This is a genomic window from Planctomonas sp. JC2975 (assembly GCF_012985205.1).
Taxonomy (GTDB): domain Bacteria; phylum Actinomycetota; class Actinomycetes; order Actinomycetales; family Microbacteriaceae; genus Humibacter.
This window is the reverse complement of the sequence record NZ_JABEKS010000004.1, coordinates 223,933-245,291: the sequence shown is the minus strand read 5'-3', so window position 1 is coordinate 245,291 and position 21,359 is coordinate 223,933. Positions and strand designations below refer to the sequence as shown.

General features: G+C 68.5%; 17 protein-coding genes. 7 read left to right on the top strand and 10 right to left on the bottom strand.

The window, feature by feature from the left end:
- The first annotated feature begins 6 nt into the window (after window positions 1–6).
- Window positions 7–243 (top strand): hypothetical protein, encoded by a 237-nt coding sequence (locus tag HII28_RS19100; protein WP_170027447.1) that lies wholly within the window; start codon window positions 7–9, stop codon window positions 241–243.
- On the opposite strand, the gene HII28_RS19095 is transcribed toward HII28_RS19100, so the two are convergent.
- Window positions 231–821 carry a MarR family transcriptional regulator gene (locus tag HII28_RS19095; RefSeq protein WP_170027446.1) on the bottom strand — a complete coding sequence of 197 codons (591 nt, stop codon included), beginning with the start codon at window positions 819–821 and terminating at the stop codon, window positions 231–233. The genes HII28_RS19100 and HII28_RS19095 overlap by 13 nt on opposite strands.
- A 144-nt stretch (window positions 822–965) precedes the next feature.
- Here HII28_RS19095 and HII28_RS19090 point away from each other — a divergent pair, with 144 nt between their 5' ends.
- Window positions 966–3,272 (top strand): MMPL family transporter, encoded by a 2,307-nt coding sequence (locus HII28_RS19090; protein ID WP_170027445.1) that lies wholly within the window; start codon window positions 966–968, stop codon window positions 3,270–3,272.
- 62 nt (window positions 3,273–3,334) lie between these two features.
- Here the strand turns inward: HII28_RS19090 and HII28_RS19085 are convergent, their stop codons facing one another.
- On the bottom strand, window positions 3,335–4,009 hold the full coding sequence (locus HII28_RS19085) for a TetR/AcrR family transcriptional regulator (protein WP_170027444.1): 675 nt from the start codon (window positions 4,007–4,009) through the stop codon (window positions 3,335–3,337).
- A 150-nt stretch (window positions 4,010–4,159) separates the two neighbouring features.
- Between HII28_RS19085 and HII28_RS19080 the strand changes: the two genes are divergently transcribed.
- Window positions 4,160–6,727 (top strand): MMPL family transporter, encoded by a 2,568-nt coding sequence (locus HII28_RS19080; RefSeq protein WP_170027443.1) that lies wholly within the window; start codon window positions 4,160–4,162, stop codon window positions 6,725–6,727.
- Window positions 6,728–6,828: 101 nt separating this feature from the next.
- Window positions 6,829–7,845 carry an SDR family oxidoreductase gene (locus tag HII28_RS19075; RefSeq protein ID WP_170027442.1) on the top strand — a complete coding sequence of 339 codons (1,017 nt, stop codon included), beginning with the start codon at window positions 6,829–6,831 and terminating at the stop codon, window positions 7,843–7,845.
- A gap of 98 nt (window positions 7,846–7,943) precedes the next feature.
- On the opposite strand, the gene HII28_RS19070 is transcribed toward HII28_RS19075, so the two are convergent.
- Window positions 7,944–9,077 (bottom strand): LacI family DNA-binding transcriptional regulator, encoded by a 1,134-nt coding sequence (locus tag HII28_RS19070; protein WP_170027441.1) that lies wholly within the window; start codon window positions 9,075–9,077, stop codon window positions 7,944–7,946.
- Between the two features lie 136 nt (window positions 9,078–9,213).
- On the opposite strand from HII28_RS19070, the gene HII28_RS19065 reads away from it, so the two are divergent.
- The gene (locus HII28_RS19065) at window positions 9,214–11,250 is read left to right on the top strand and encodes an aldo/keto reductase (RefSeq protein WP_170027440.1); all 2,037 of its coding nucleotides are present in this window, start codon (window positions 9,214–9,216) and stop codon (window positions 11,248–11,250) included.
- 220 nt (window positions 11,251–11,470) lie between these two features.
- On the opposite strand, the gene HII28_RS19060 is transcribed toward HII28_RS19065, so the two are convergent.
- The 4 genes from HII28_RS19060 to HII28_RS19045 all read right to left on the bottom strand — a co-directional run bounded on the left by HII28_RS19060 (window position 11,471) and on the right by HII28_RS19045 (window position 14,275).
- A complete protein-coding gene (locus tag HII28_RS19060; RefSeq protein WP_170027439.1) occupies window positions 11,471–11,656 on the bottom strand; it encodes a DUF1918 domain-containing protein in 186 nt (61 codons plus the stop codon).
- Between the two features lie 144 nt (window positions 11,657–11,800).
- Window positions 11,801–13,252: a glycoside hydrolase family 6 protein gene (locus HII28_RS19055; RefSeq protein WP_205865087.1), complete on the bottom strand. Its 1,452-nt coding sequence runs from the start codon at window positions 13,250–13,252 to the stop codon at window positions 11,801–11,803.
- A gap of 350 nt (window positions 13,253–13,602) precedes the next feature.
- Entirely contained in the window at window positions 13,603–14,064 is a 462-nt protein-coding gene (locus HII28_RS19050) for a Clp protease N-terminal domain-containing protein (protein ID WP_170027438.1), read from the bottom strand.
- Entirely contained in the window at window positions 14,021–14,275 is a 255-nt protein-coding gene (locus tag HII28_RS19045; protein ID WP_170027437.1) for a helix-turn-helix domain-containing protein, read from the bottom strand. The genes HII28_RS19050 and HII28_RS19045 overlap by 44 nt, the downstream gene beginning before the upstream one ends.
- Window positions 14,276–14,325: 50 nt before the next feature.
- Between HII28_RS19045 and HII28_RS19040 the strand changes: the two genes are divergently transcribed.
- Both HII28_RS19040 and HII28_RS19035 read left to right on the top strand, forming a co-directional pair.
- Entirely contained in the window at window positions 14,326–15,555 is a 1,230-nt protein-coding gene (locus HII28_RS19040; protein ID WP_170027436.1) for an FAD-dependent monooxygenase, read from the top strand.
- Between the two features lie 100 nt (window positions 15,556–15,655).
- Window positions 15,656–16,045 (top strand): VOC family protein, encoded by a 390-nt coding sequence (locus tag HII28_RS19035; protein ID WP_170027435.1) that lies wholly within the window; start codon window positions 15,656–15,658, stop codon window positions 16,043–16,045.
- Window positions 16,046–16,245: 200 nt separating this feature from the next.
- Here the strand turns inward: HII28_RS19035 and HII28_RS19030 are convergent, their stop codons facing one another.
- From HII28_RS19030 to HII28_RS19020, 3 genes are all read right to left on the bottom strand, one after another.
- On the bottom strand, window positions 16,246–17,808 hold the full coding sequence (locus HII28_RS19030) for a hypothetical protein (RefSeq protein WP_170027434.1): 1,563 nt from the start codon (window positions 17,806–17,808) through the stop codon (window positions 16,246–16,248).
- Between the two features lie 191 nt (window positions 17,809–17,999).
- Entirely contained in the window at window positions 18,000–18,959 is a 960-nt protein-coding gene (locus HII28_RS19025; RefSeq protein WP_170027433.1) for a hypothetical protein, read from the bottom strand.
- A 673-nt stretch (window positions 18,960–19,632) separates the two neighbouring features.
- Entirely contained in the window at window positions 19,633–21,324 is a 1,692-nt protein-coding gene (locus HII28_RS19020) for a TIGR03767 family metallophosphoesterase (RefSeq protein ID WP_170027432.1), read from the bottom strand.
- Window positions 21,325–21,359 lie beyond the last annotated feature (35 nt).

Genomic DNA, 21,359 nt, shown 5'->3' with positions numbered 1-21,359 from the left:
AGCACGATGCTTGAGAACTTCCAGCCCCAGCCCGGCAGCCAGGTCGTTGTCGTGAACAACACGCCGTTCACGCTGGTGCAGTCCGAAGACGGCGAGCAGTGGAACATCCTGCGCGGCGAGACCGTGCTCGGTTACCTGTATCGCAACGACCAGCACGGCTGGGCGGTCTGGCCGCTCTACGAGGGATGCACGTACATCCCGACGGCACCGACCCCTGGCGAGGCGCTGCGTCAGGCGCTCTGATCCGGCTCGCTTCGCTGCCCGCCGTCGCCGGTCGTCGGCCGAGCCGTGGCGGCGAGCCGTTGGAGGAAGCCGATGACCACCTCCCGCTCCTCGGGAGTGAGTGAGGCCGCGACCTCCCAGCGCTGGGCGTGAGTGCGTCCCACGCTGTCGCGCACCCGTTCGTGCGTTCGGCGCGTGATGGTGATCACGAGCGCGCGGCGATCGGTCGGATGCGGCGCCCGTTCGATGTGGCCGGCCGCCGCAAGCCGGTCCAGGAGCTTGGTCGTGGAAGCGGTCGAGATGCCGAGGTGATCGCTCAGCAGTTTCGGGGTGACGATCGTGCCCTGGTTCTTCGCGGCGACGAGGAACCGCAGCGCCTTCATGTCGGTCTCGTTGAGCTTCATGTCGCTGCGGGAACGGAATCCGATCTCCTGCTCGGCTTCCCGCCAGTCTCTGATGCCGGCGAGCACCCGCACGATCTGCTCGATCTCCTCGTCGGCCAAGCCGCCGTGGCTCACGAGCTCCTGCGCGGGATCGATGATGCGCGGATCGAGCAGCGCGTTCGCGTGCTGCACGTCCGGTTCGCGGGGCGCATCCATACGCGTATCGTAATCCTGGGAGATTGCACGATAGGCTAGCTAATCGCCGGGCGAGATAAATCATGGCCCGATCCAACGGTCGTCCGACAGCGCGCCGAGCATGGCCGTCGACGACGCTCAGGCACCGAGAGGAAGCAGCACTCGATGAAGGTTCCAGCGCCGAACGACGACCGAAAGGGCGGCCGCGTGCCTCGTTGGCTCAGGATCCTGCTCCCGGCCGTCCTCATCGTGGTGTGGCTTGCGCTCGCCGGCGTCGGCGGCCCCTACTTCGGGCGCGTCTCCGAGGTGTCGAGCAACGACCAGGCGAGCTACCTTCCGGCCAGTGCGGATGCCACGCAGGTCGCGAACCTGCAGGCGAAGTTCAGCGGCAGCGATGCGGTCCCGGCCATCGTCGTCTACGAGCGTTCCTCCGGACTCACTAAGGACGACCTCGCCGCCATCACGGATGACACGAAGGACATCGCCGACCTGCCCGGCGTGCACGGCGACGTCTCGCCGCCGATCGCGTCGAAGGACGGCAAGGCGGCCGAGGTCTTCGTTCCGTTCGCGGACGACTCGGATCTCGACACCAACGTCGCCGGCCTGCGCGACCATCTCTCGACGAGCACTCCGGACGGCGTCACCTCCTACGTCACCGGACCTGCCGGGTTCACCGCAGATCTGGTCGCCGCGTTCGGTGGGATCGACGGGATCCTGCTCGCGGTGGCGCTCGCTGCGGTTTTCCTGATCCTGGTGGTGGTCTACCGGTCTCCGCTGCTGCCGATCCTCGTGCTCGCCACGTCGATGTTCGGCCTCTGCGTCGCGCTGCTCGTGGTGTGGTGGCTGGCAAAGTGGGGAGCGGTGCAGCTCAACGGGCAGGTGCAGGGCATCCTGTTCATCCTCGTGATCGGCGCTGCGACCGACTACTCACTGCTCTATGTCTCGAGGTACCGGGAGGCGTTGCGCGACGAGCAGAGCAGGTGGCGGGCGACGTGGATCGCCATCCGCGGGGCGTTCGGGCCGATCGTCGCGTCCGCGGGCACCGTCATCGTCGGTCTCCTGTGCCTGTTGTTCAGCGACCTCAACTCGAACAAGGCGCTCGGGCCCGTCGCGTCCATCGGCATCGTCTTCGCGTTCCTCGCAGCGATGACCCTCCTGCCATCGCTGCTGCTCGCGTTCGGACGAGCGGCATTCTGGCCGGTGCGGCCGAAGTTCGGATCCGAGCACCCGCAAGTCGTCGGCCCGCACGCCAAGGGTTTGTGGGCGCGTGTGGCCGGATGGATCCGCCGAGCGCCCCGCATCATCTGGGTCGTCTGCACCATCGCCCTGCTCCTCGGCGCCACCGGCGTGCTGCAGCTGAAGGCGGATGGGGTTCCGCAGAGCGACCTCATCCTCGGCCACTCGGATGCCCGTGACGGCCAGCAGGTGCTGGCCGATCACTTCCCGGGCGGATCCGGAAGCCCCGCACTCGTCGTCGGCCCTGCATCGGAGCTCCAGCCCATGGCCGACGTGCTGCTGAACCACGACGGCGTCTCGTCCGTCGCGGTCGTCGCCAAGGATTCGCCGAGCGGCACGGCACCCGTGACCGCGGACGGCGTCCAGCCCGTCGGCGCGCCCGGTTCCCCGCCGCCCGAACCGACGACGGTCGACGGCGACGTCATGCTGCAGGCGACACTGAGCGACCCGGCGGACTCCGACGCGGCAGAAGCGACAGTGCGGTCGCTGCGCACCGACCTCTACAAGGTGGACGACGGCATCCTGGTCGGCGGCGTGACCGCCGTGGCCATCGACTCGAACGACGCGTCGATCCACGACCGCAACACGATCATCCCGATCGTGCTCGTCGTCATCCTGCTCATCCTGATGCTGCTGCTGCGGGCGATCCTCGCGCCGGTGATCCTCGTGCTGTCCGTTGTGGTGTCGTTCGCGGCGTCGCTCGGCGTCTCCGCGTACGTGTTCGACCACGTGTTCGGATTCCCCGGCGCGGATCCCGCAGTGCCGCTCTACGGATTCGTCTTCCTCGTCGCCCTCGGCATCGACTACAACATCTTCCTCATGACACGGGTGCGCGAAGAGACGCAGCTGCACGGCACGCGGCAGGGGATCCTGCGCGGCCTCGCCGTCACCGGTGGCGTGATCACTTCGGCCGGGCTGGTGCTGGCGTCGACGTTCGCGGCGCTGGGCGTCATCCCGATCCTGTTCCTGGCGCAGATCGCGTTCATCGTCGCGTTCGGCGTGCTCGTCGACACGCTGATCGTGCGCTCGCTGCTCGTGCCCGCGCTCTCGTATGACATCGGGCGGGCCATCTGGTGGCCGTCGAAGCTCTGGCGAACGGATGCCGCGATCCTCGCGTCCGACTCCGACCCCGAGCGGCTCGTCGAGGAGCAGATCGACGCGATCGGGGCCGGGGGCCGCCCGTCGCATCATCACGAGCACCTGCACCAGGGCGACCGCGAGCATCCGGCGCCGTAGCGCTCTCGCCCCAGGACTCCCTACCCCCAGCACCCCCGGCGTCGGCGCTCAGGCTGGTGTTCCTAGCGTGCGACCTCGGTCGGGGCCGGATCGGTCGAGGCCGCGCCGTCCGAAGCAGGGTCAGTCGAAGCAGGGCGGGCGGAGCTCTGGTCGGCATCGCCGAACGTCCATGCGGTGCCCGGTCCGAGCAGCACCTGCCACAGCCACGTGGCGGCGGTCTCGACCGGAGGCCGCGGATCCCGTTCCAGCCAGGCCCGCACCACGCCCATTGCGGATCCGGTGATGCCGGCGGCCACGATCTCCAGTGGCACGCCGTCGTAGGCCGGAACGGTCGATCGGCTGATGCCCTCCAGTGCGACCCGCTCGACACGGTCGCGCACGCGGGCCGTGACGATCGCCGATCCGCGGTCGCCGAGCACGCGCGAGTAGAGGTTCGCGTTCTGCTCGATGTGCTTCAGGTAGGCGAGGAGGTCATCCGGCGGTCCTGACACCGGGACGGTCAGCTGCACGAGACGCTCGCCCGCCTGCTCGACGGCGGTGTCAAGGGCATCGGCGAGGAGCACGTCCTTGTCGGAGTAGTGCTGATAGAAGGTGCTGCGGTTCACGCCCGCGCGGTCGACGATGTCCGCAACCGTGATCTCGTCCAGGCTGCGTTCACGGGCGAGCTCCAGCAGGGCGTCCTGCAGGTGCGTGCGCGTACGGGCGATGCGGGCATCCATGCTTCGCGATTCTGCCATGAGGGGGACGGCAACTGAGGGGTTCGCTGGGAGTTCTCCGACATTTGACGGATAACCAACAGGTGTCGGATATCGTGGACGCCGTCGCCACCGTTCACCGTCGCACCGTCGCGCGCACCCACAAACCCTCTGAATCGAAAGGGCTCGCCCGTGGCAAATCTGCTCAACCGCCTCGGACTGTTCTCGGCGCGTCGACCGTGGACCGTCCTCGTGGGATGGCTCGTCGCCCTCGGCATCGCCGCTGGCGCGTTCCTCGCCTTCGGCGGCACGCTCGCCACCAGCTTCGACATCCCTGGAACGGAGACGTCGAAGGTCACGGCTCAGCTGAAGTCGGAGCTGAACCAGACCGGTGGTGCGACGGGCACCGTCGTCTTCCAGACGACGAACGGCTCGAAGCTGGACGACTCCCAGAAGTCGGAGATCAGCGATCTGCTCGACTCGGTCGCCAAGGTCGACGGTGTCGACAGCATCGTCGATCCGTTCACGACCGCCGCCCAGCGGGACCAGCAGGCGAAGAAGCTGAGCGACGGTCAAGCGCAGATCGATGCAGGCAAGGATCAGCTCGCGCAGGCCCAGGCCCAGGTGACCGCGGGTCGCCAGCAGGTCGACACCGGACAGCAGCAGCTCGACGCCGCCATCGCACAGGCCAAGGCGGCCGGAACGTATGACCAGGCATCCGCTCAGTTCCAGGCGCAGCAGCAACAGCTCGACGCCTCGAAGGCGCAGCTCGACGCATCGCAGAGTCAGTTGGACGAGTCGCAGAAGAAGCTCGAGGCATCGCAGAAGCAGCTGGATGCCGGCACGCAGCTCATGGCTGCCGCCGCCGACATCAAGACCGTCTCCACCGACGGCACGACCGCGATCGGCTTGGTGCAGTTCGAGGACGACATGTTCAACCTGCCGCAGTCGGTGAAGACCGCTGTGGCGGACGAGCTGGACGCCGCGCACATCTCCGGTGTCGAGGTGAACTACTCGTCTGAGATCGCCACCTCGATCTCCGGCCTCATCGGCCCGGGCGAGATCACCGGTGTGGTGATCGCGCTCATCGTGCTCATCGTGATGATGCGAGCCCTGATGCCTGCCCTGATGCCACTGATCTCGTCACTCATCGGTGTCGGTGTCGGCGTGGCCGGTTCGATGGCGTTCTCCGGCGTCGTGGACATGTCGTCGGTCACCCCGGTGCTCGGACTGATGCTCGGGCTCGCCGTCGGCATCGACTACTCGCTCTTCATCGTCAACCGACATCGCAGACAGCTGCTGGCAGGCATGGAGTTGAAGGAGTCGATCGGACTCGCCAACGGCACGGCCGGCAACGCCGTCGTGTTCGCAGGGGCGACGGTGCTCGTCGCGCTCCTCGCCCTGAACGTGAGCGGCATCGGATTCCTCGGTGTGATGGGCACCGTCGGCGCTGCGTGCGTGCTGGTCGCGGTGCTCGTGGCCGTCACCCTGACGCCGGCGCTGCTCGGCATGCTCAAGCACCGCGTGCTCAGCAAGAAGGCTCGCGCGCAGATCGGACACGAGAAGCACCGCACCCCCGACGTGCGTCCGATGCGCACCGGACGAGTCGTGGTCTCCGTCATCGCCTCCGTGATCGGGCTGCTGATCGTCGCGATCCCGGCGCTGTCGATGCGACTCGGCCTTCCCGACGGCTCCTCGGAGCCCACGAGCTCGACGCAGTACAAGGCGTACGAGGCCGTTGCCGACAAGTTCGGCGCGGGACAGAACGGTCCGCTCATCGTTACGGCCACGCTGCCGAAGGGTGTCACCGAGGCGAACCTGGTGCCGACCGAGGCAGCGCTCGCCGACAAGCTGATGGCCGTCCACGACGTGGTCGCCGTGGCACCGATCGGCGCGTCCGACGCCCGCGATTTCATCGCGTTCGAGGTGGTGCCGCAGGACGGCCCGAGCAGCGAGTCGACGGAGAAGCTCGTGCACAGCCTGCGCGAGGGGACCGTGTTCGGATCGGATGTCGCAGTCGGCGTCGCCGGTCAGGCCAGCGCGAACATCGACGTCTCCGACAAGCTCGCCTCGGTGCTCCCGCTCTACCTCGCGGTGGTCGTCGGTCTGTCGCTGATCATCATGATCATCGTGTTCCGCTCGCTGCTCGTGCCGCTCATCGCCACCGGCGGCTACGTGCTGTCGCTGTTCGCCGCGTTCGGCGGCATGACGGCCGTCTACCAGTGGGGCTGGCTGAGCGGAGTCTTCGGGGTGCACGATCCCGGGCCCGTGCTGAGCTTCGCTCCGATCATCGTGATGGGCGTGCTGTTCGGCCTGGCCATGGACTACCAGCTGTTCCTGGTCTCCGGCATGCGCGAGGCGTACGTGCACGGACTGCCGGCCAGACAAGCGGTGGTCTCCGGGCTCCGCGGCGGCCGAGCTGTCGTCACTGCGGCGGCGATCATCATGATCTCGGTGTTCGGTGGATTCGTCTTCTCCGAGCTGAACATGGTGCGCCCCCTCGGATTCGGCCTCGCGTTCGGTGTGCTCTTCGACGCGTTCGTCGTGCGGCTCGTGCTCGTGCCGGGCCTCATGCACCTGTTCGGCAAGGCGGCGTGGTGGATCCCGAAGTGGCTGAACCGCATCCTTCCGGACGTCGACGTCGAGGGCGCATCCCTGGAACGCAGCCATCCGCTGCACGGGGTGACCGGGGGAGCCGACGCCAACGCGGATGCCGTCGAGTCGGACCCCGCTCGCACGCCGGTGCACACCGCGGGCTGACAGCGCCGACCGAGCAGGCGCATCGCACGCTCGACCATCGGTCGCAGGCTCGACCTGCGCTACTCAGACCACGAATCGGCCATCACACAAAGGAGAATGACATGGCAGAGGGACGCAAGCCGTTGACGGCGAACAGCACGATCGGCGAGTGGCTGGACGATCCGGAGGGCGGACAGCTCGTCCGTGGCCTGCTGGCCGCCAGCGGAGCGGACGAGTCGACGCTCGCACCGATCAAGGGGCTGCCGCTCCAGCAGCTCGTCGCGCTGAGCCAGGGGCAGATGCCGCAGTCGGTCGTCGACGACCTGGTGCTGAAGGCCAACGGCGGTGTCATGCCGGAGGAGACGGAGTCGAGCGGATGGACCGAGGTCGTCACCCCTGGTCGTTTCGCCGGCAAGACCGTCGTCATCACCGGCGCGGCATCCGGGATCGGCAGGGCCACGGCATCCCGCGTCGCCCGTGAGGGCGGTCGCGTGGTCGCCGTCGACGTGTCGGCCGACGGTCTGGCGGAGTTCGCCGCGTCCCTTCCGGATGCACAGATCGTGACGGTCGTCGGCGACATCACCAAGCAGGACGACGTGGAGGCCATCGTCGCGGCAGCCGGAGAGCGGATCGACGCCCTCGCCAACGTCGCGGGCGTGAACGACGACTTCTCGCCGCTGCACGAGACGTCGGATGCCACCTGGGATCGCGTCATCGGCATCAACCTCACGGGAGCGTTCAAGCTGACCAGGGCGGTGCTTCCGGCGATGATCGCGGCGGGCAAGGGATCCATCGTCAACATCGCGTCGGAGGCGGGCCTGCGCGGCAACGCATCCGGAAACGCCTACACGACGTCGAAGCACGCCGTCGTGGGACTCACTCGCAGCGCCGCCTTCATGTACGGACCGCAAGGCATCCGGGTCAACGCGGTGGCGCCGGGCGGTGTGGCGACGGGCATCCCGTTCCCGCCCAACGTCTCGCAGGCCGGCTCGGCTCGGCTGCAGCCGTTCCAGGCGATGATCCCCACGGTCGCGACCGCGGAGAACCTCGCCGCGTCGATCACGTTCCTGCTGAGCGACGACGGCGTGAACATCAACGGCGTCGTGCTGCCGTCCGACGGCGGATGGTCGGTGCAGTAGCGCCCTGGCCACCGCTGGTTGAGCTCGTCGAAGCCGGCCCTCACGGGCAGTGGTTTCCGCGGCCCAACCGGCGGTGGCCGCGCCGCCGCGTGGCCCGTCTATGCGGATTCGCGCACCACGAGCGTGTGCGGCACCGTGCGCCGCAGGTCACTGCCCGACTTCCCGCTGAACAGCGCGTCCGCGAGGTCGAGCGCGTGTCGTGCCACCGTCCCCATGTCGATCGCCAGCGTGGTGAGTTCCGGCGTGACCAGTGTTCCGATGTCGAGGCCGTCGATCCCGATCACGGCGATGTCGTCGGGAACACGGATGCGCGCCCTCGCGAACCCCTTCAGCGCCCCTACCGCGATCACGTCGTTGAAACAGAGCACGGCGTCCGTCTGGGGTGCGGCCTCCAGCAGTCGCGTGATGGCGGCCACTCCGCCCATGTGGGTGTCCGGCGCGTGGATCACGGCGGCAGGCGGCAGTCCGCGCTGCTCGAGTGCCTCCTGCAGCAGACGGGCACGCAGTGACCCTCTCGTTCCGCCGTCGATCATCGTGATCCGTCGTCGCCCACCCGCCATGAGGTGCTCGACGGCGTCGCGCACGGCGCCCTCGTAGTCGAACTGCACGTTGGCGACACCGTCGACCGGATCATCCGTGAGGAAGACGCTGGGGATGCGCGGTGCGACGAGCCCACGATGAGCGGGAACGAGGTGACCGATGACCGCGTCCACCCTGGAGACGACGGAGTCGACGCGTTCGGCGCCGCCTTGCCCGCCGATGTCCGAGACGACGACGCCCCAGTCGCGCTCGGCGGCCTGGCGCGTGAGCTCGGCGGCGAGTTCCGGATAGTACGGATTGCGGAGGTCGCCGACGACGAACCCGACGGTCACGTCTCGCCCGCGCACGAGCCGCTGCGCCGCCCGGTTGGGTCGGTAGTGCAGGGCGGCCGCGGCATCCTGCACCCGCTGCTTGGTGACGGCGCTCACATCCGGCAGATCGTTGAGCGCGCGGGTCACGGTCTGGCGCGAGACCCCGGCCGCGGCCGCGACATCGTTGATCGTCGCGGGCTTGACTGCCGACCCGGCCGCCGGCCCGGCCGTTTTCAGGACATTCGGCGACGTATCGACCCGGTCGGGGTATCTCGCCGAATGTCCTGAAAACAGCCCAGGGTCTGCCGTCGTCCGACGCGGTCCGGGGTTCGGCTTGCGGTCCGGCGCCATCGCTCCTTCGTCGCGCCCACCTGTTGCCATGGTCGGAATCGTACTGGTAATCTCGCAAACCGTGAACGTTCACGGTCAAGTTCGACGCTGACCGCCGCACGTCTGCCGCCGGAGCATGTCCGGTCCATCACCCGAAGAACCGATCGACGACGACGGAGGAACAGCCATGGCCGACTCACCCGACAAGCAGGGTCCGCTGCAGCACGTGAGGTGGGGCATCGCCGGACCGGGCGGGATCGCCCACCGTTTCGCGGAGCAGCTTCCGCACAGCCGCACCGGTCGGCTCGTGGCGCTCGCGAGCCGCAGTCCCGAGCGGGCGAAGGCGTTCGCCGCGGAGTTCGAGAACGCCCCGGGGGCGATCCGCATCCACGAAAGCTACGAATCGCTCTTCGCCGACCCGGACGTGGACGCGATCTACATCGCGACGCTGCACGTCGATCACGTGCGGCTTGCCATTCAGGCGTTGGACGCCGGCAAGCACGTCGTGTGCGAGAAGCCCCTCTCGGTGGATCACGCAGGCGCCATGGCCGTCGTCGAGGCGGCTCGCCGCAACGGACGCTACCTGGCAGAGGCGTTCATGTACCGCTTCCACCCGCAGACGGTGCGACTGGCCGAGCTCGTGGCATCCGGCGCGATCGGTGAGGTGCAGCACATCGAAGCGTCGTTCGCGTTCCGCGCGGACGTTCCGGCAGAGCACCGGTTGGTGAACGCGGAGCTCGCGGGAGGCGGCATCCTCGACGTCGGCGGATACTCCGTCTCAGTGGCGCGACTCGTCGCCGGCGCAGCGACCGGCGCGCCGTTCGCCAACCCGGTCTCGCTCACCGCCAAAGGCACTCTCGGCGAGACGGGCGTGGACGAGTGGGCCACAGCATCCCTGGTCTTCGGGTCGGGCATCACAGCGCACGTCACGAGCGGCGTTCGAGTCGCGGATGACAACCGCGTGGTCGTCAGCGGATCGAAGGGCCAGATCGTCGTGCCCCAGCCGTGGCTTCCCTCGACGACGGAGCCGAGCTTCATCGAGGTGCGCACGACGGATGCCGCTCCTGGCGGTTCGGGGGTGGAGAGCATTCGCATCGAACCCGCATACCAGTACGCGTTGCAGGCGGATGCCGTCGCCGAGTTCGCAGCCGCCGGCCAGAGTCCGAACATGAGCTGGGCCGACAGCCTGGGCAACGCCGCCGCGCTCGACCGGTGGCGCGCTGCGCTGGGACTCGAGTATCCGTTCGAGAGCGCAACCACGAACATTCCGCCGGCGAGCGGCCATGCGCCGCGGCGCCGTTCGGATGCCTCGATGCGCTACGGCCGCGTCCCCGGGTTGGACAAGGACGTGTCGCGCCTGGTCATGGGCGTCGACAATCAGGAGACGCTCGGCCACGCATCCGCCATGTTCGACGACTTCGTGGAGCGCGGCGGCAACGCCTTCGACACCGCCTACATCTACGGCGGCGGACGCTGCGAGCGGTTGCTCGGCCAGTGGATCCAGAACCGCGGTCTGCGCGACGACGTCGTGATCATCGGCAAGGGTGCGCACACCCCGCACTGCGACCCCGAGTCGATCGTGCGCCAGCTCGATGAGACGCTGGATCGGTTGCAGACCGACCACGTGGACATCTACATGATGCATCGCGACAACGAGGAGATCCCGGTCGGGGAGTTCGTCGACGTGCTCGACGAGCAGGCGAAGGCGGGACGCATCCGTGCGTTCGGCGGCTCCAACTGGTCGATCGCGCGCTTCCAGGAGGCGCTCGAGTATGCGGATGCCAACGGCCGGCAGCGCTTCTCCGTGCTGAGCGACCACTTCGGCCTCGCGCACGCGCTGGACGTGCCGTGGGCCGGATGCCGCTACGTCACCGATGACGAGGACCGCGAATGGCTGGAGCGCACCGGCACCACGCTGCTGCCCTGGTCGTCGCAGGCGCGCGGCTTCTTCGCGCGTGCTGACCGTGCGGACACCTCGGACGAAGAGCTCGTGCGCTGCTACTACAGCGACGACAACTTCGAGCGGCTCGCCCGGGCTCGTGAGCTCGCCTCTCAGCTCGGCGTGGCGCCGACAGCCGTCGCGCTCGCTTACGTGCTCGCGCAGGAGTTCCCGACGTTCCCGCTGTTCGGTCCGCGCAGCATCGAGGAGACCCGCACCTCCATGGCCGGCCTCGACGTGACGCTCACACCGGAGCAGGTGCGCTGGCTCGACCTCCGCGCCTGATCGCGCACCGGGTGCCGCGCGAAGTTCGGCACCCGGCGTTCCATCCAGACCGCGTCTCACAAGCAGGAAATGCTCTTCGTCACGGTGACGAAGAGCATTTCCTGCATTTCACACGGATGGTGGGCGCGGCTGAGCCGGTCGAGCGCTCGCCCGATACGGCGTGGGTCGGCATCACGTCCAGGTCTGGTGATCGCGGCCGGGCAGATGTCGCGCCATCCACCTACTGCGGATGCTCGACCGTCGCGTCCGCCCCCGGGTACACGAGCGTTTCGTGCCCGTCGTCGAATCGCACGAGGTACGGCGGCGCGCCGTTCTCGCCCCTCACCTCGACGATCTCGCCGTGCCTGTCCGGCGTCTCCACCGTCATTCCGCGGATGACAATGCGCTCGCCTGCTTCTGCACGCATGGTGACCATCTCCCTCGGTCTTGTCGCCCCATCGCGACGCCTCCAGGCTACGTCGCGGCCTCGCGGGTGCCGAGGTCGTCGTCCGAATCGTTGCACCGGTCCCGCGGCCGACGACGGCCGCGGGACCGTCTCGCGCCGACCGGATCAGTTCACCGACCCGTCTGCGTTGTGCATGAGCTGCAGGATCTGCGCCGGGAACCAGGCGCCGGCATCCGGGTCCACCTGTCCCCACAGCGGGTCGAAGGATGCCTGCCCCGCTGCATCCATCGGCCACCCGGGCTGCGTGTAGGCGCTGTAGTCCCAGACGCGTCCGGCGCCGGACGCGTTGCAGGATCCGTCCGACTGGCCCGGCGTCTTCACCCAGAGGAAGGCATCGACCAGCGCGACTCCGGTGTCGGTCGTCGGGGATGCGCCGAGCCCGGCTCCCGGCGGGTTGCACCAGTTGCCGCCGGCCAGCGCAGCCACGTTCGAGGCCGGCTGGTCATAGGGTGCGGCGGTGTAGGCGGTCATCGGATTCGGACCCGTTCCGTTGCGACTGGTGTCGATCACGAAATGCGCACTCGGGGTCACGTTCGCGGCGGCGAGCGCTCCGGAGTACCTGGCGTTGATGCCGCTCGTGTTCAGTGCCGGGTCATCGGTCGTATCCGACCATTTTCCGTAGTTGTCGAGGGCGCCGGTCGCCGAGCCGCCGGTCCAGGGTCCGACGAGGTCCGCGATCTTCGTGCCCTCCGGTCCGCCGTTCCAGTACTGGTTGGGGCAGTCACCTGGTGCGGTGCCCGCACCGAGCAGGGCGATGCACTCCGAGATCCAGGTGCCGTACTGCTCGTTGTTGACCGTGTACTGGTAGTTGGACACGTTGAGGAAGAAGCCCTGCGCCGCGTTCACGCCGGCCTCCACCAGCCGCGTCGAGATGTCGCCGACATTGAGCCAGGCGCTGTGGGTGCCGTCAAGGTAGACGGTGGTGTTCGGTCTCGCCTCGAGGGCGCTCACCGCGTAGTTGAGCTCGGTGAAGCGCTCCGCGTCGGTGAACGGGTACGTGTCGGGGGAGAGCCCGTGCGTCGCGATGCAGTCGGTCTGCGGCAGCAGCCCGAGCCCGTCCGGTTCGACAAGGACCACGGCCTTGTCGGATCCGATCCCCTGCGCGATGCCGTCGATCCAGGCTTCGTAGGCGGCCGTGGTCGCCGCGCCACCCGCGGAGTACTGACTGCAGTCGCGGCCCGGGATGTCGTACGCGACGAACACGGGAGTGGTGTGCGACACCTTGGCGAGCGCCATCGTGTTCTTCACGGTCCCTTTGACACGACCGGGCGAGCCACCCGTGAGCCACACGGCCTGGGGCGTCGACTCGACCGCGGCGAGGGCCGCGGCATCCGCGGGCGAGCTCTTGCGAAGTTTGACCTCTTGCAGCGCAGCGGCGGAATCTGCCTTCGGCACGTAGAGCCTGGTCGACGTTCCGAGGGCATGCCCGCCGGATTCTGATCCGTGGCCGGCATCCGAGCTCGCTGCCTGAGCCGGGAGGCTCAGTGCTGCGGCGACGATCGCGCAGGCGGCGCCGGCCACGGCCGCCGTCATTCCACGCGTCAAGGAGCGTTTCATGTGATCTCCCCATCGAGATAGGGGTCGCTCGGACAGCGGCCCTCGGATGATCGTGCTCCCGCTGATGCCGACCGTCAAGAGAGCGCTCCCACGAAACGCATCCGGCCTTTGAGGCCCGGCAGAAGAGTGCAGTCGTATTCGGACGAGGGCCTCGGCAACGCTTGACAACCCTCGCCGGCCGGGACCAAGCTCGTCTTGGGCCGTTCATTGCTCTCCGTGGGGGCGGTGAGCAAGCGGCCCATTCGATAACTCGCCCGCTTACCCAACTCCAGCCCGATGAGCCGACATCTTCGGCCCATCGGGCTTGCTGTTTCTGCGCACGCTCTTCGTCGGTTTCGGCGCTCGTGCGGTCAGCGTGCGGCGTCGAGGCGAGCGCTGACCGACGGCCCATCGAGTCCGAGCTCGCGCACGAGTGCGGCGGCGGGATCCGGTGCCGGCCGGTCGAGCACGGCGAGGAACAAGTGACGCGTCGTGATCCTGCGCGACCGCTCGGAGACGGCCTTGGTGACGGCGGACTGCAGCACGGCCTTCGCACCGACCGTGAACGGCACGCGTCGCCCGAGCGCGGCGCGACCGGCGGGCAATCGGTCGGTGAACGGAAGCCCGATGGATGCCAGGGCAGCGCGATCGAGGTCGTCGGCGGCTGCGCGCGCGGCCGCGGCATCCGCTCCGACCGCGTCCGCGAGTGTCTCATCGTTCAAGAGGGCCGCGAGGAGGTGCTCGGTGCCGATCCGTCGATCGCCACGTCGGCTCGCTTCTAGTCGGGCGTCATCGACCGCCTTGCGCGCCTGAGCCGCGAACTGCTCGAACATCGGCTGATTCCTTTCCGTACTTGGCGTGGACGGATTGGCGGGTCACGCCGAGCGCTTCGCCGATCTGTTCCCACGACCAGCCCAGCCGGCGCGCCTCCGCGACGTGCTCCGCTTCGACGCGTTCGGCGAGGCGGCGCAGTGTCTCTGCCGCCCGCAGGCCGACGGCGGGGTCGGTGACGCGCAGGTGCGCGGCGAGGTCGACGGGTTCCACGGTGTCAGTCTGGCTTGACAACCTCGCTGTTGTCAACTCAAACTGACGTCATGTCCACTGTCGCAGATTCCGAACACCCGTCGCAGTCCGGCCACGAGGTCGCCGTCGTCGGAGCCGGCCCCGTTGGACTGCTGCTGGCGGGCGATCTCGCCGAGCGCGGCATCCGGGTCGTCGTTCTCGAACGGGAGAACGAGCCGCACAGCGGACCCAAGGCGAACGGCATCGTCGGCAGCGCGGCGGTCGCGCTGGCGAAGCGGGGAATTCTCACCGGAACGCGGCTGCGCGTGATGACGCCTCCGCGATTCCAATTCGGCTCGCTGCCGCTGCGCCTCGGCTTCGGTCCAGGCAATCCGCTGCACATCCTCCCGGTGCCGCAACGTCGGCTCGAAGAGTTGCTGGAGCGGCGTGCTGTCGCCGCCGGCGCTGTGATCCGGCGCGGATGCGAGGTGCTCGGCTTCGCGCAGGATGCTGACGGCGTTGACGTGGACGCGCGAGAAGACGGGGCCACCGCATCCGTCCGGGCGTTGTATCTCGTCGGTTGCGATGGCGCCCACAGCGTGGTCCGCAAGAGCGCCGGCATCGGATTCCCGGGCTTCACGAGCGATCGGATCGCCCGCATAGCCAGGGTGTGCATCCCCGCTGATGTGATCACGGTCATGCGTACGGCCGACGAGCTGACGATCCGTGGAGTCGGCAGCGTCGCACCGATGCGGCCGAATCGGATGCCGGGCGGCAGCTTCTCCATCGCCCCCGTTCGCGCGCTCGACCCCACGGCCCCTGACGACCTGTACCTGATCAACACCCATGAACCGCGAGGCCAGGCCGAGCCGACGGATCCGCTCCCCGTCGAGGAGCTCAGGGCGAGTCTCCGCCGTGTGCTCGGTGCTGATCTGTCGTTCACGGATGCCACCGCTGCGCGCAGCATCGTCGCGAACAGCAGGCAGGCGGATGCCTACAAGGTCGGGCGGGCGTTCGTCGCCGGCGACGCGGCGCACATCTTCAACGCGGGCGGATCCGCTCTCAACGCCGGCCTGAACGACGCGATCGAGCTTGCGGTGCGGCTCGCGGCAGTGCTGCGGTCCGGTGCGCCCGTCGGCGAACTCAACGGCTACGAGACAGTGCGTCGCGCGGCGGGGGAGCGCACGCTGGTGCACACCAGGGCGCAGGCGGCGTTGGAGCGGGATGACGACGGAACGAACGCTCTTCGCGACATCGTCGGCGAGGTGCTGAACGGCCGAGGCGCGTCCCGACGGCTGGCGAGACTTATGGAACAGGGCTGAAGCCGGGCGCGCGGGGTGGACACCGCATCCCGGTGATGGGATCGTGACACGTGGACGCGCGGCGTCGCTTCGGCGCCCGACGACACAAGCGGGGTGGCTCATGTTCAGTGCGATCGATTCGTTCAGCGGATTCAGCGTCGACGATCTGCAGAAGGCCAAGGATTTCTACGGGACGGTCCTCGGGCTCCAGGTGGAGAGCGAAGGCGACATGGGCATCCGGATCACGCAGCCCAGCGGAGCCGAGGTGTTCATCTACGGCAAACCGAATCACACGCCGGCATCGTTCACGATCCTCAACTTCGTGGTCGACGACATCGACACCGCGGTCGACGAGCTCAACGCGGCGGGCGTCACGACCAAGATCTACTCGGATTCGGAGTTCCCGACGGATGCCAAGGGCATTGCGCGTCCGGAGAAGCCGGAGTGGGGACCCGACATCGCGTGGTTCCGCGACCCTGCTGGCAACGTGCTCGCGGTCATCCAGGCCTGAGGCGGACCGGCAGCGCTCGCCGCGGTCTCCTTGCCGCTGCGCGAACGTTCGGCGATCCGCGCGCGGATGCACTGAAGCGACCCCACGTCGCGCTAGCTGAAGCGACGTGAAGGCACTCAGCCGGTTCGGCGCGTCGAGCTCTGGGCGCGCGTCAGCGGGCTTCGAGCGGATGCTGTGCCCGAAGCCCGCTGACGACCGGCTCAGGCTCGAGTCACCCGTCGTGCCAGGAGCAGAGTGCCCAGCCCCGCCACGAGGCCGAGCAGTGCAGCGGCAAGCACACCAAACGGATCGGACCCCGTGTCGGCGAGCGCACCGGATGCGCTGACATCGCCCGTCGCCTCAGCGGCGACCGGGATCACCGACGAGGCGGGCACGATACCGCCGGAGGTCCCCGGTGTTCCAGGAGTTCCCGGTGTTCCAGGAGTTCCCGGTGTTCCAGGAGTTCCCGGGGTTCCCGGGGTGCCGGGCGTTCCCGGTGTTCCCGTGTCGGATCCCGTGGTCGTGGTGTCACCGATCACGCTCACGGCGTTGCCGCCGACCGTGACCGGTACGTTCACGCCGATCGGAGCCAGCAGCCCGCCGAGCACCCCGCCGTCGCCGGAGGTGGATCCGCTGGGGTCGGAACTCGCAGCACCACCTGTGGTGACGGCACCCGTGCTGGTGGAGTCGCCGACTGCGCTGAAGGCGTTGCCTCCAGCGGTGACGGGTGCGTTGGCGCCGACGTCGGCCAGGAGGCCGCCGATGGCGCTGTCGTCGCCAGCGGTCGTTCCGCCGGAAGGATCGCTTGATCCGCCGCCGCCTGTGGTGGCGGCACCCGTGCTGGTGGAGTCGCCCACCCCGCTGATGGCATTTCCTCCAGCGGTGACCGGTGCGTTGGCGCCGACGTCGGCCAGGAGGCCGCCGAGGGCGCTGCCGTCGCCGGTCGTGGTGCCGCCCGAGCCTCCGCTCGAACCGACCTCACCGGACGTCGCGCCCGGTTCGGACGCGGTCGTCCCCTCCGTCGTGGTCGAGTCGCCGGCCACGCTGATGGCATTCCCGCCCACAGTGATCGGCGCATTCACGCCGATCGGCAGCAGGAGCCCGCCGAGCAGGCTGTCGTTGCCCGACGTGGACTGCGCCGGCGTGGACGCCGACCCGGCAGTGGCAGCGGACCCCCCGGTGCTGGTCGACGTGTCCGCCTTGTCGGATGTCGAGTCGCCAAGCACACTGATTCCGTTGCCACTGACCGTGATCGGCGCGTTCACAGTGATCGGTGCGACGAGGCCGCCGAGCACGCTGTCGTCACCGCCCGACCTGCCGCCGGCCGGAGTCGACGTTCCTTCGGATGACGGTGCCGTCGTCGCGTCGGTGCTCGTCGAATCCCCGGCGACGCTCACTGCGTTTCCGCCGACCGCGATCGGCACGCTCACGGTCGGCGACACGATGTCTCCAGACGCGATGCCGCCGTCACCAGAGGTCGCCGGCGCCGATGGTGCCGATCCGGTGCCCGATGCTCCGGACCCCGTCGAGGCCGAGGATGCCGAGGCTGGAGCCGACGGTGCGGCCGTCGTCGCCGCGTTCGAAAGCGCATCCCCGATGCCGCTGATGGCGTTGCCCGCCAGCGAGATCGGAGCACTCAGGTTGATGCCGAGCACGTCGCCGGAGCCTGCTCCGTCGTTGCCGCTCGTTGAGGGTTCGGCGGCGTTGGCCGCTCCGATCCCCGCCAGTGAGATGCCGCCGAGGATGACCGTGAACCACAGCCCTCTCGACACAATTCTGTTCATGGTTGTAACTCCCTGAATAGAGCGTTCTGCTGCTTCCCGCTGCAGTGCGTGCCGCGACCGATGCCGGTGGGCATCCGTTTTCAGGCGCGGGCGCACCCCACGAAGCGGGGAGACTTCGGTCCCGTCTTCCGCCGGTCGGGCGCAGGGCATCGCGGTGGATGCCGCACCTGGGAACGACGGAGCTGACCAGCTCAGTCGGGTGAGGAGTCGGTGTCGAAAGTCGGCGTCGAGGGAAGCCTGTCGTCGCCAGGCGCGGCGCCCAGAGCGCCACCGTTGCCGTCAGAGGCCACGAGCTCCGGGAGCCCGGCGACGGCCGAGCCGCCAGACGTACCCCCGGTGCGCGCGCCGAATCCGGACGCACTGCTCCCCGAGGGAGGAACGGATGAATCGCCCGCCGGCCACGGAACGCCTTGGCCTCCCGTGTCGATGCCGACGCCGCCGGACGACGCGGCGGATCCCAGCAGCGCAGAAGCGGGCGCCCGATCGAACCCGGAGGAGAGCTGACCGGACGTGCTCGTGGCAGCGACCGCGGCCGGCGTCGAGCTGCCGTCCGCGGCGCCGAGAGTGGCTCCGACGGAGTCGGGCGGAGCGGTCGAGGAGGACGGCGGACCGAACACGTCACCGGTCGTAGATGCGATATCGCCAAGGGAGGTGTCGATCGTGCCGGTCACCGGTGCGGTGACTCCGGAGACGGATCCCAGGGTGGAGCCGAGCGTTGGCCCCACGACCGGGACCGCGTTCACCAGCTGGTCGACGGCACTTGTGACGGGCGCGAGGGTCTGCGTGACGGAGACAGACGACGTGACGGTGGTGACGGCATCCGTCACGGGCTGCACGACGTGCCGTACGGGCGCAGGAAGCGCCTGCACCACGGGAGCGACCGCTGAGGTCGCCGTCGAGGTCACGGCACCGACGGTTTCGGCGACGGGCGCGGTGACCGTTCCGACCACGGATCCCAGGGTGCCGAGCAGTCCGGCATTCGACGACGTGGACGTCGGCGCAGAGGGAGTCGGCGATCCGCCCGGCTCGTCTGCTGAAGCGGAGAGCGCCCCGAACGCGAGACCGAGCAGCACGAGCCCACCGGCGACCCCGAGCCCGCAGAGCAGCAGGCGCAGGAGTCTCCGCGGCGGCAGTGCCTCGGTGCGATCCACGTACGGACTCCTTTTTGCGAACCTTCGTTGACGCTACAAGCCACCCCGAAGACTGAAAAGGGACAGCACCGTCATGGCCCCCATTTTGGGGCACCACGTGCGTTCCATGGTCGCAGGCCCGCCGAATCGGTCTGCTTCAGCGGTCCTGGTCAGTCGATCCGAGGGCATCGGGGCAACACGCCGTGCGGATCGGCGACACGCCGAAATACGACCTGCGGACCGTCTGAATCGGGCGTGCAGAGGAGGTGCCAACCGCGGAATGTCGGGGGTTGCGGCTACCGTCGTGATTGAGGACGAAAAACTCTCCAAACACAACATCTAGTGGAATGACAATCGTGTGATTCACGTTATATAGTGGGTGAACACCGCACGGAACATTGGGCCGGAGTCATTGGGGGGCCGGTTTCCGCACCCGAATCGCGGAGTGGAGTATCGGGCGAATTCCGTTCCGGTCGAATATTCAGGGGAGGTCATCATGGACTACGAAAACGACACCGTCGGCGGCTACGCAGTTCCCGTCGACCCGATGGACCTTCTGCAGTGCGACAGCTGCCAGTAGACACGGTCTGCAGGCGCTAGACGCACAGCAGTAGCAGAGCTGCGAAGAAGCCTCCGGCCTTTCGGTCGGGGGCTTCTTCGTTGTGTGATGAGGCGAGGGCGGAAGCTCCGGACGTCAGGCCAGCGGATCCTTCAGCAGCAGTTCCGTGTTGCGATCCGTATTCGACCCGGCTCGGCGCGCCGCTCCTCCGCTCGCCGACCCGAGGTCGTTGAACGCGAGTTCGCGATAGAGCGATGCCAGCGCGGACTGACTCCCGTCGTCGTAGGGCGCTCGGTGGGGAGCAGCCGACTCGACGAGCGTGGTGAAGATCGAGAGAGTCCCGTCTCCGTTGCGGCACACCTCGATGACACGGGCCTGTTGAGGGAAGTCGATGTGCGAGGCCGTCGTGATCTCCCAGAACGCGTGCCGTGGCGTGGACCCGGTGTGCGCGGTGATCCGGTTCGCATGCGTGTGGCCGTTCACCCACGCGACGACATTCGGATGACGCCCGAGCAGGGAGAGCACCTCGGCTCCCGTGTGTCGCGTCTCGTGCGGAGACCTCGGATCCGGTCGCAGATTGTCCATCGAACCGCTCGGGTGGTGGCTGAACACCACGACGTAGCGATCGGATGCCTTCACGAGCTCCGTCTCCAGCCAGCGGAACTGCGCTTCACCCAGCGATCCGTGCGTGAAGCCGGCGGCGTTCGTCGAGTCCAGGGCGATGCCGAGAACGTCGTCCGAGATCGGGAACGAGTACCAGGAGCGGTGCTGTGCGAGCGCCTCAGGCGTGAATCCGTGTCCGGCGGGGCCGGGGCCAACGGCATCCGCCAGCAGGTGCGCGGCCATGAACTGCGTCGGAGTGAAGGGCGCTCGCCGATCGTCGGCGGTGACGGTCCAGTGCCGGTCGAGGGCGGATGCGGCATCCGGCGGCAGAGCAGTGCGTGAGCTGAACGCGTCGCGCACCGCCTTGTTGCCGCGATCGTCGGCGAACCCGGTGAACTTCACGGATCCCGTGTAGGCACTCTCGAGCGCCGACCACGACAGGGGCACGGTGCCGCCGATCGAGTCGTCGTGGTTACCGAACACGGTGTACCAGGGCATCGTCAGGCCGGGGCTCGTGTGCGGCTGGATGGCGGCCGAGAGCATCCGCTCGATGACCGGGAACCCGGCAGTCTTGTACACGTCGCGGTCGTCGATCGACGGGCGGTAGAACCGCGGATCGTCGGCGTTCTGCACCCCTTCCCAGTCCCGGGCGTGACCTGTGTTGGCGGTGAGCTCGCCGCCGTTCATCAGGGCGAGGAACCACTGGAGCTCGATCGATTCCCCGTTGTCCGTGTTGTCCCCGGTTGTCACGGCGCAATCGAGCGGACGTCCGGTGAACGGTCCGCCATCGAGGTCGTCGATGCGTCGGATCAGTTGCGCCGCACCGTGCGTCCCGAGCGCTTCCTGGGGTCTGAAGGCCGCCTTGTCGACGTCGACGAAGGATTCGAATCGCATGGGCGACTGCGCGTCGACGATGTGCAGGTCGGTGAGCTGCGCGAAGACGCCGACGCCCTCGCGGCGGTCGTCGCGTCCTGCGATCGCCGGGCACAGCTCCGTGCGCACCACCAGTGGCACACCGGCGCCGGTGCCGAGCCGCCGGTACGCACCCGACCCGAGGGGCGCGGACGCCGACTCCAGCGTGGTTCCCCGCGGCATGAGAGCACGCGACAGCGAGAGGGCGAGCGCGCGGTCCCGGCTGCGGGAGACGTCTCCGACTCCGAAGCCGACGAGTGCGAGGGTGGCGACGCTGCCGAGAAGTATCGAACGACGGGTGAGGTTCGCCACGGCGGTCCTCCCGGAGAGTGGTGCGCATGCGGGTG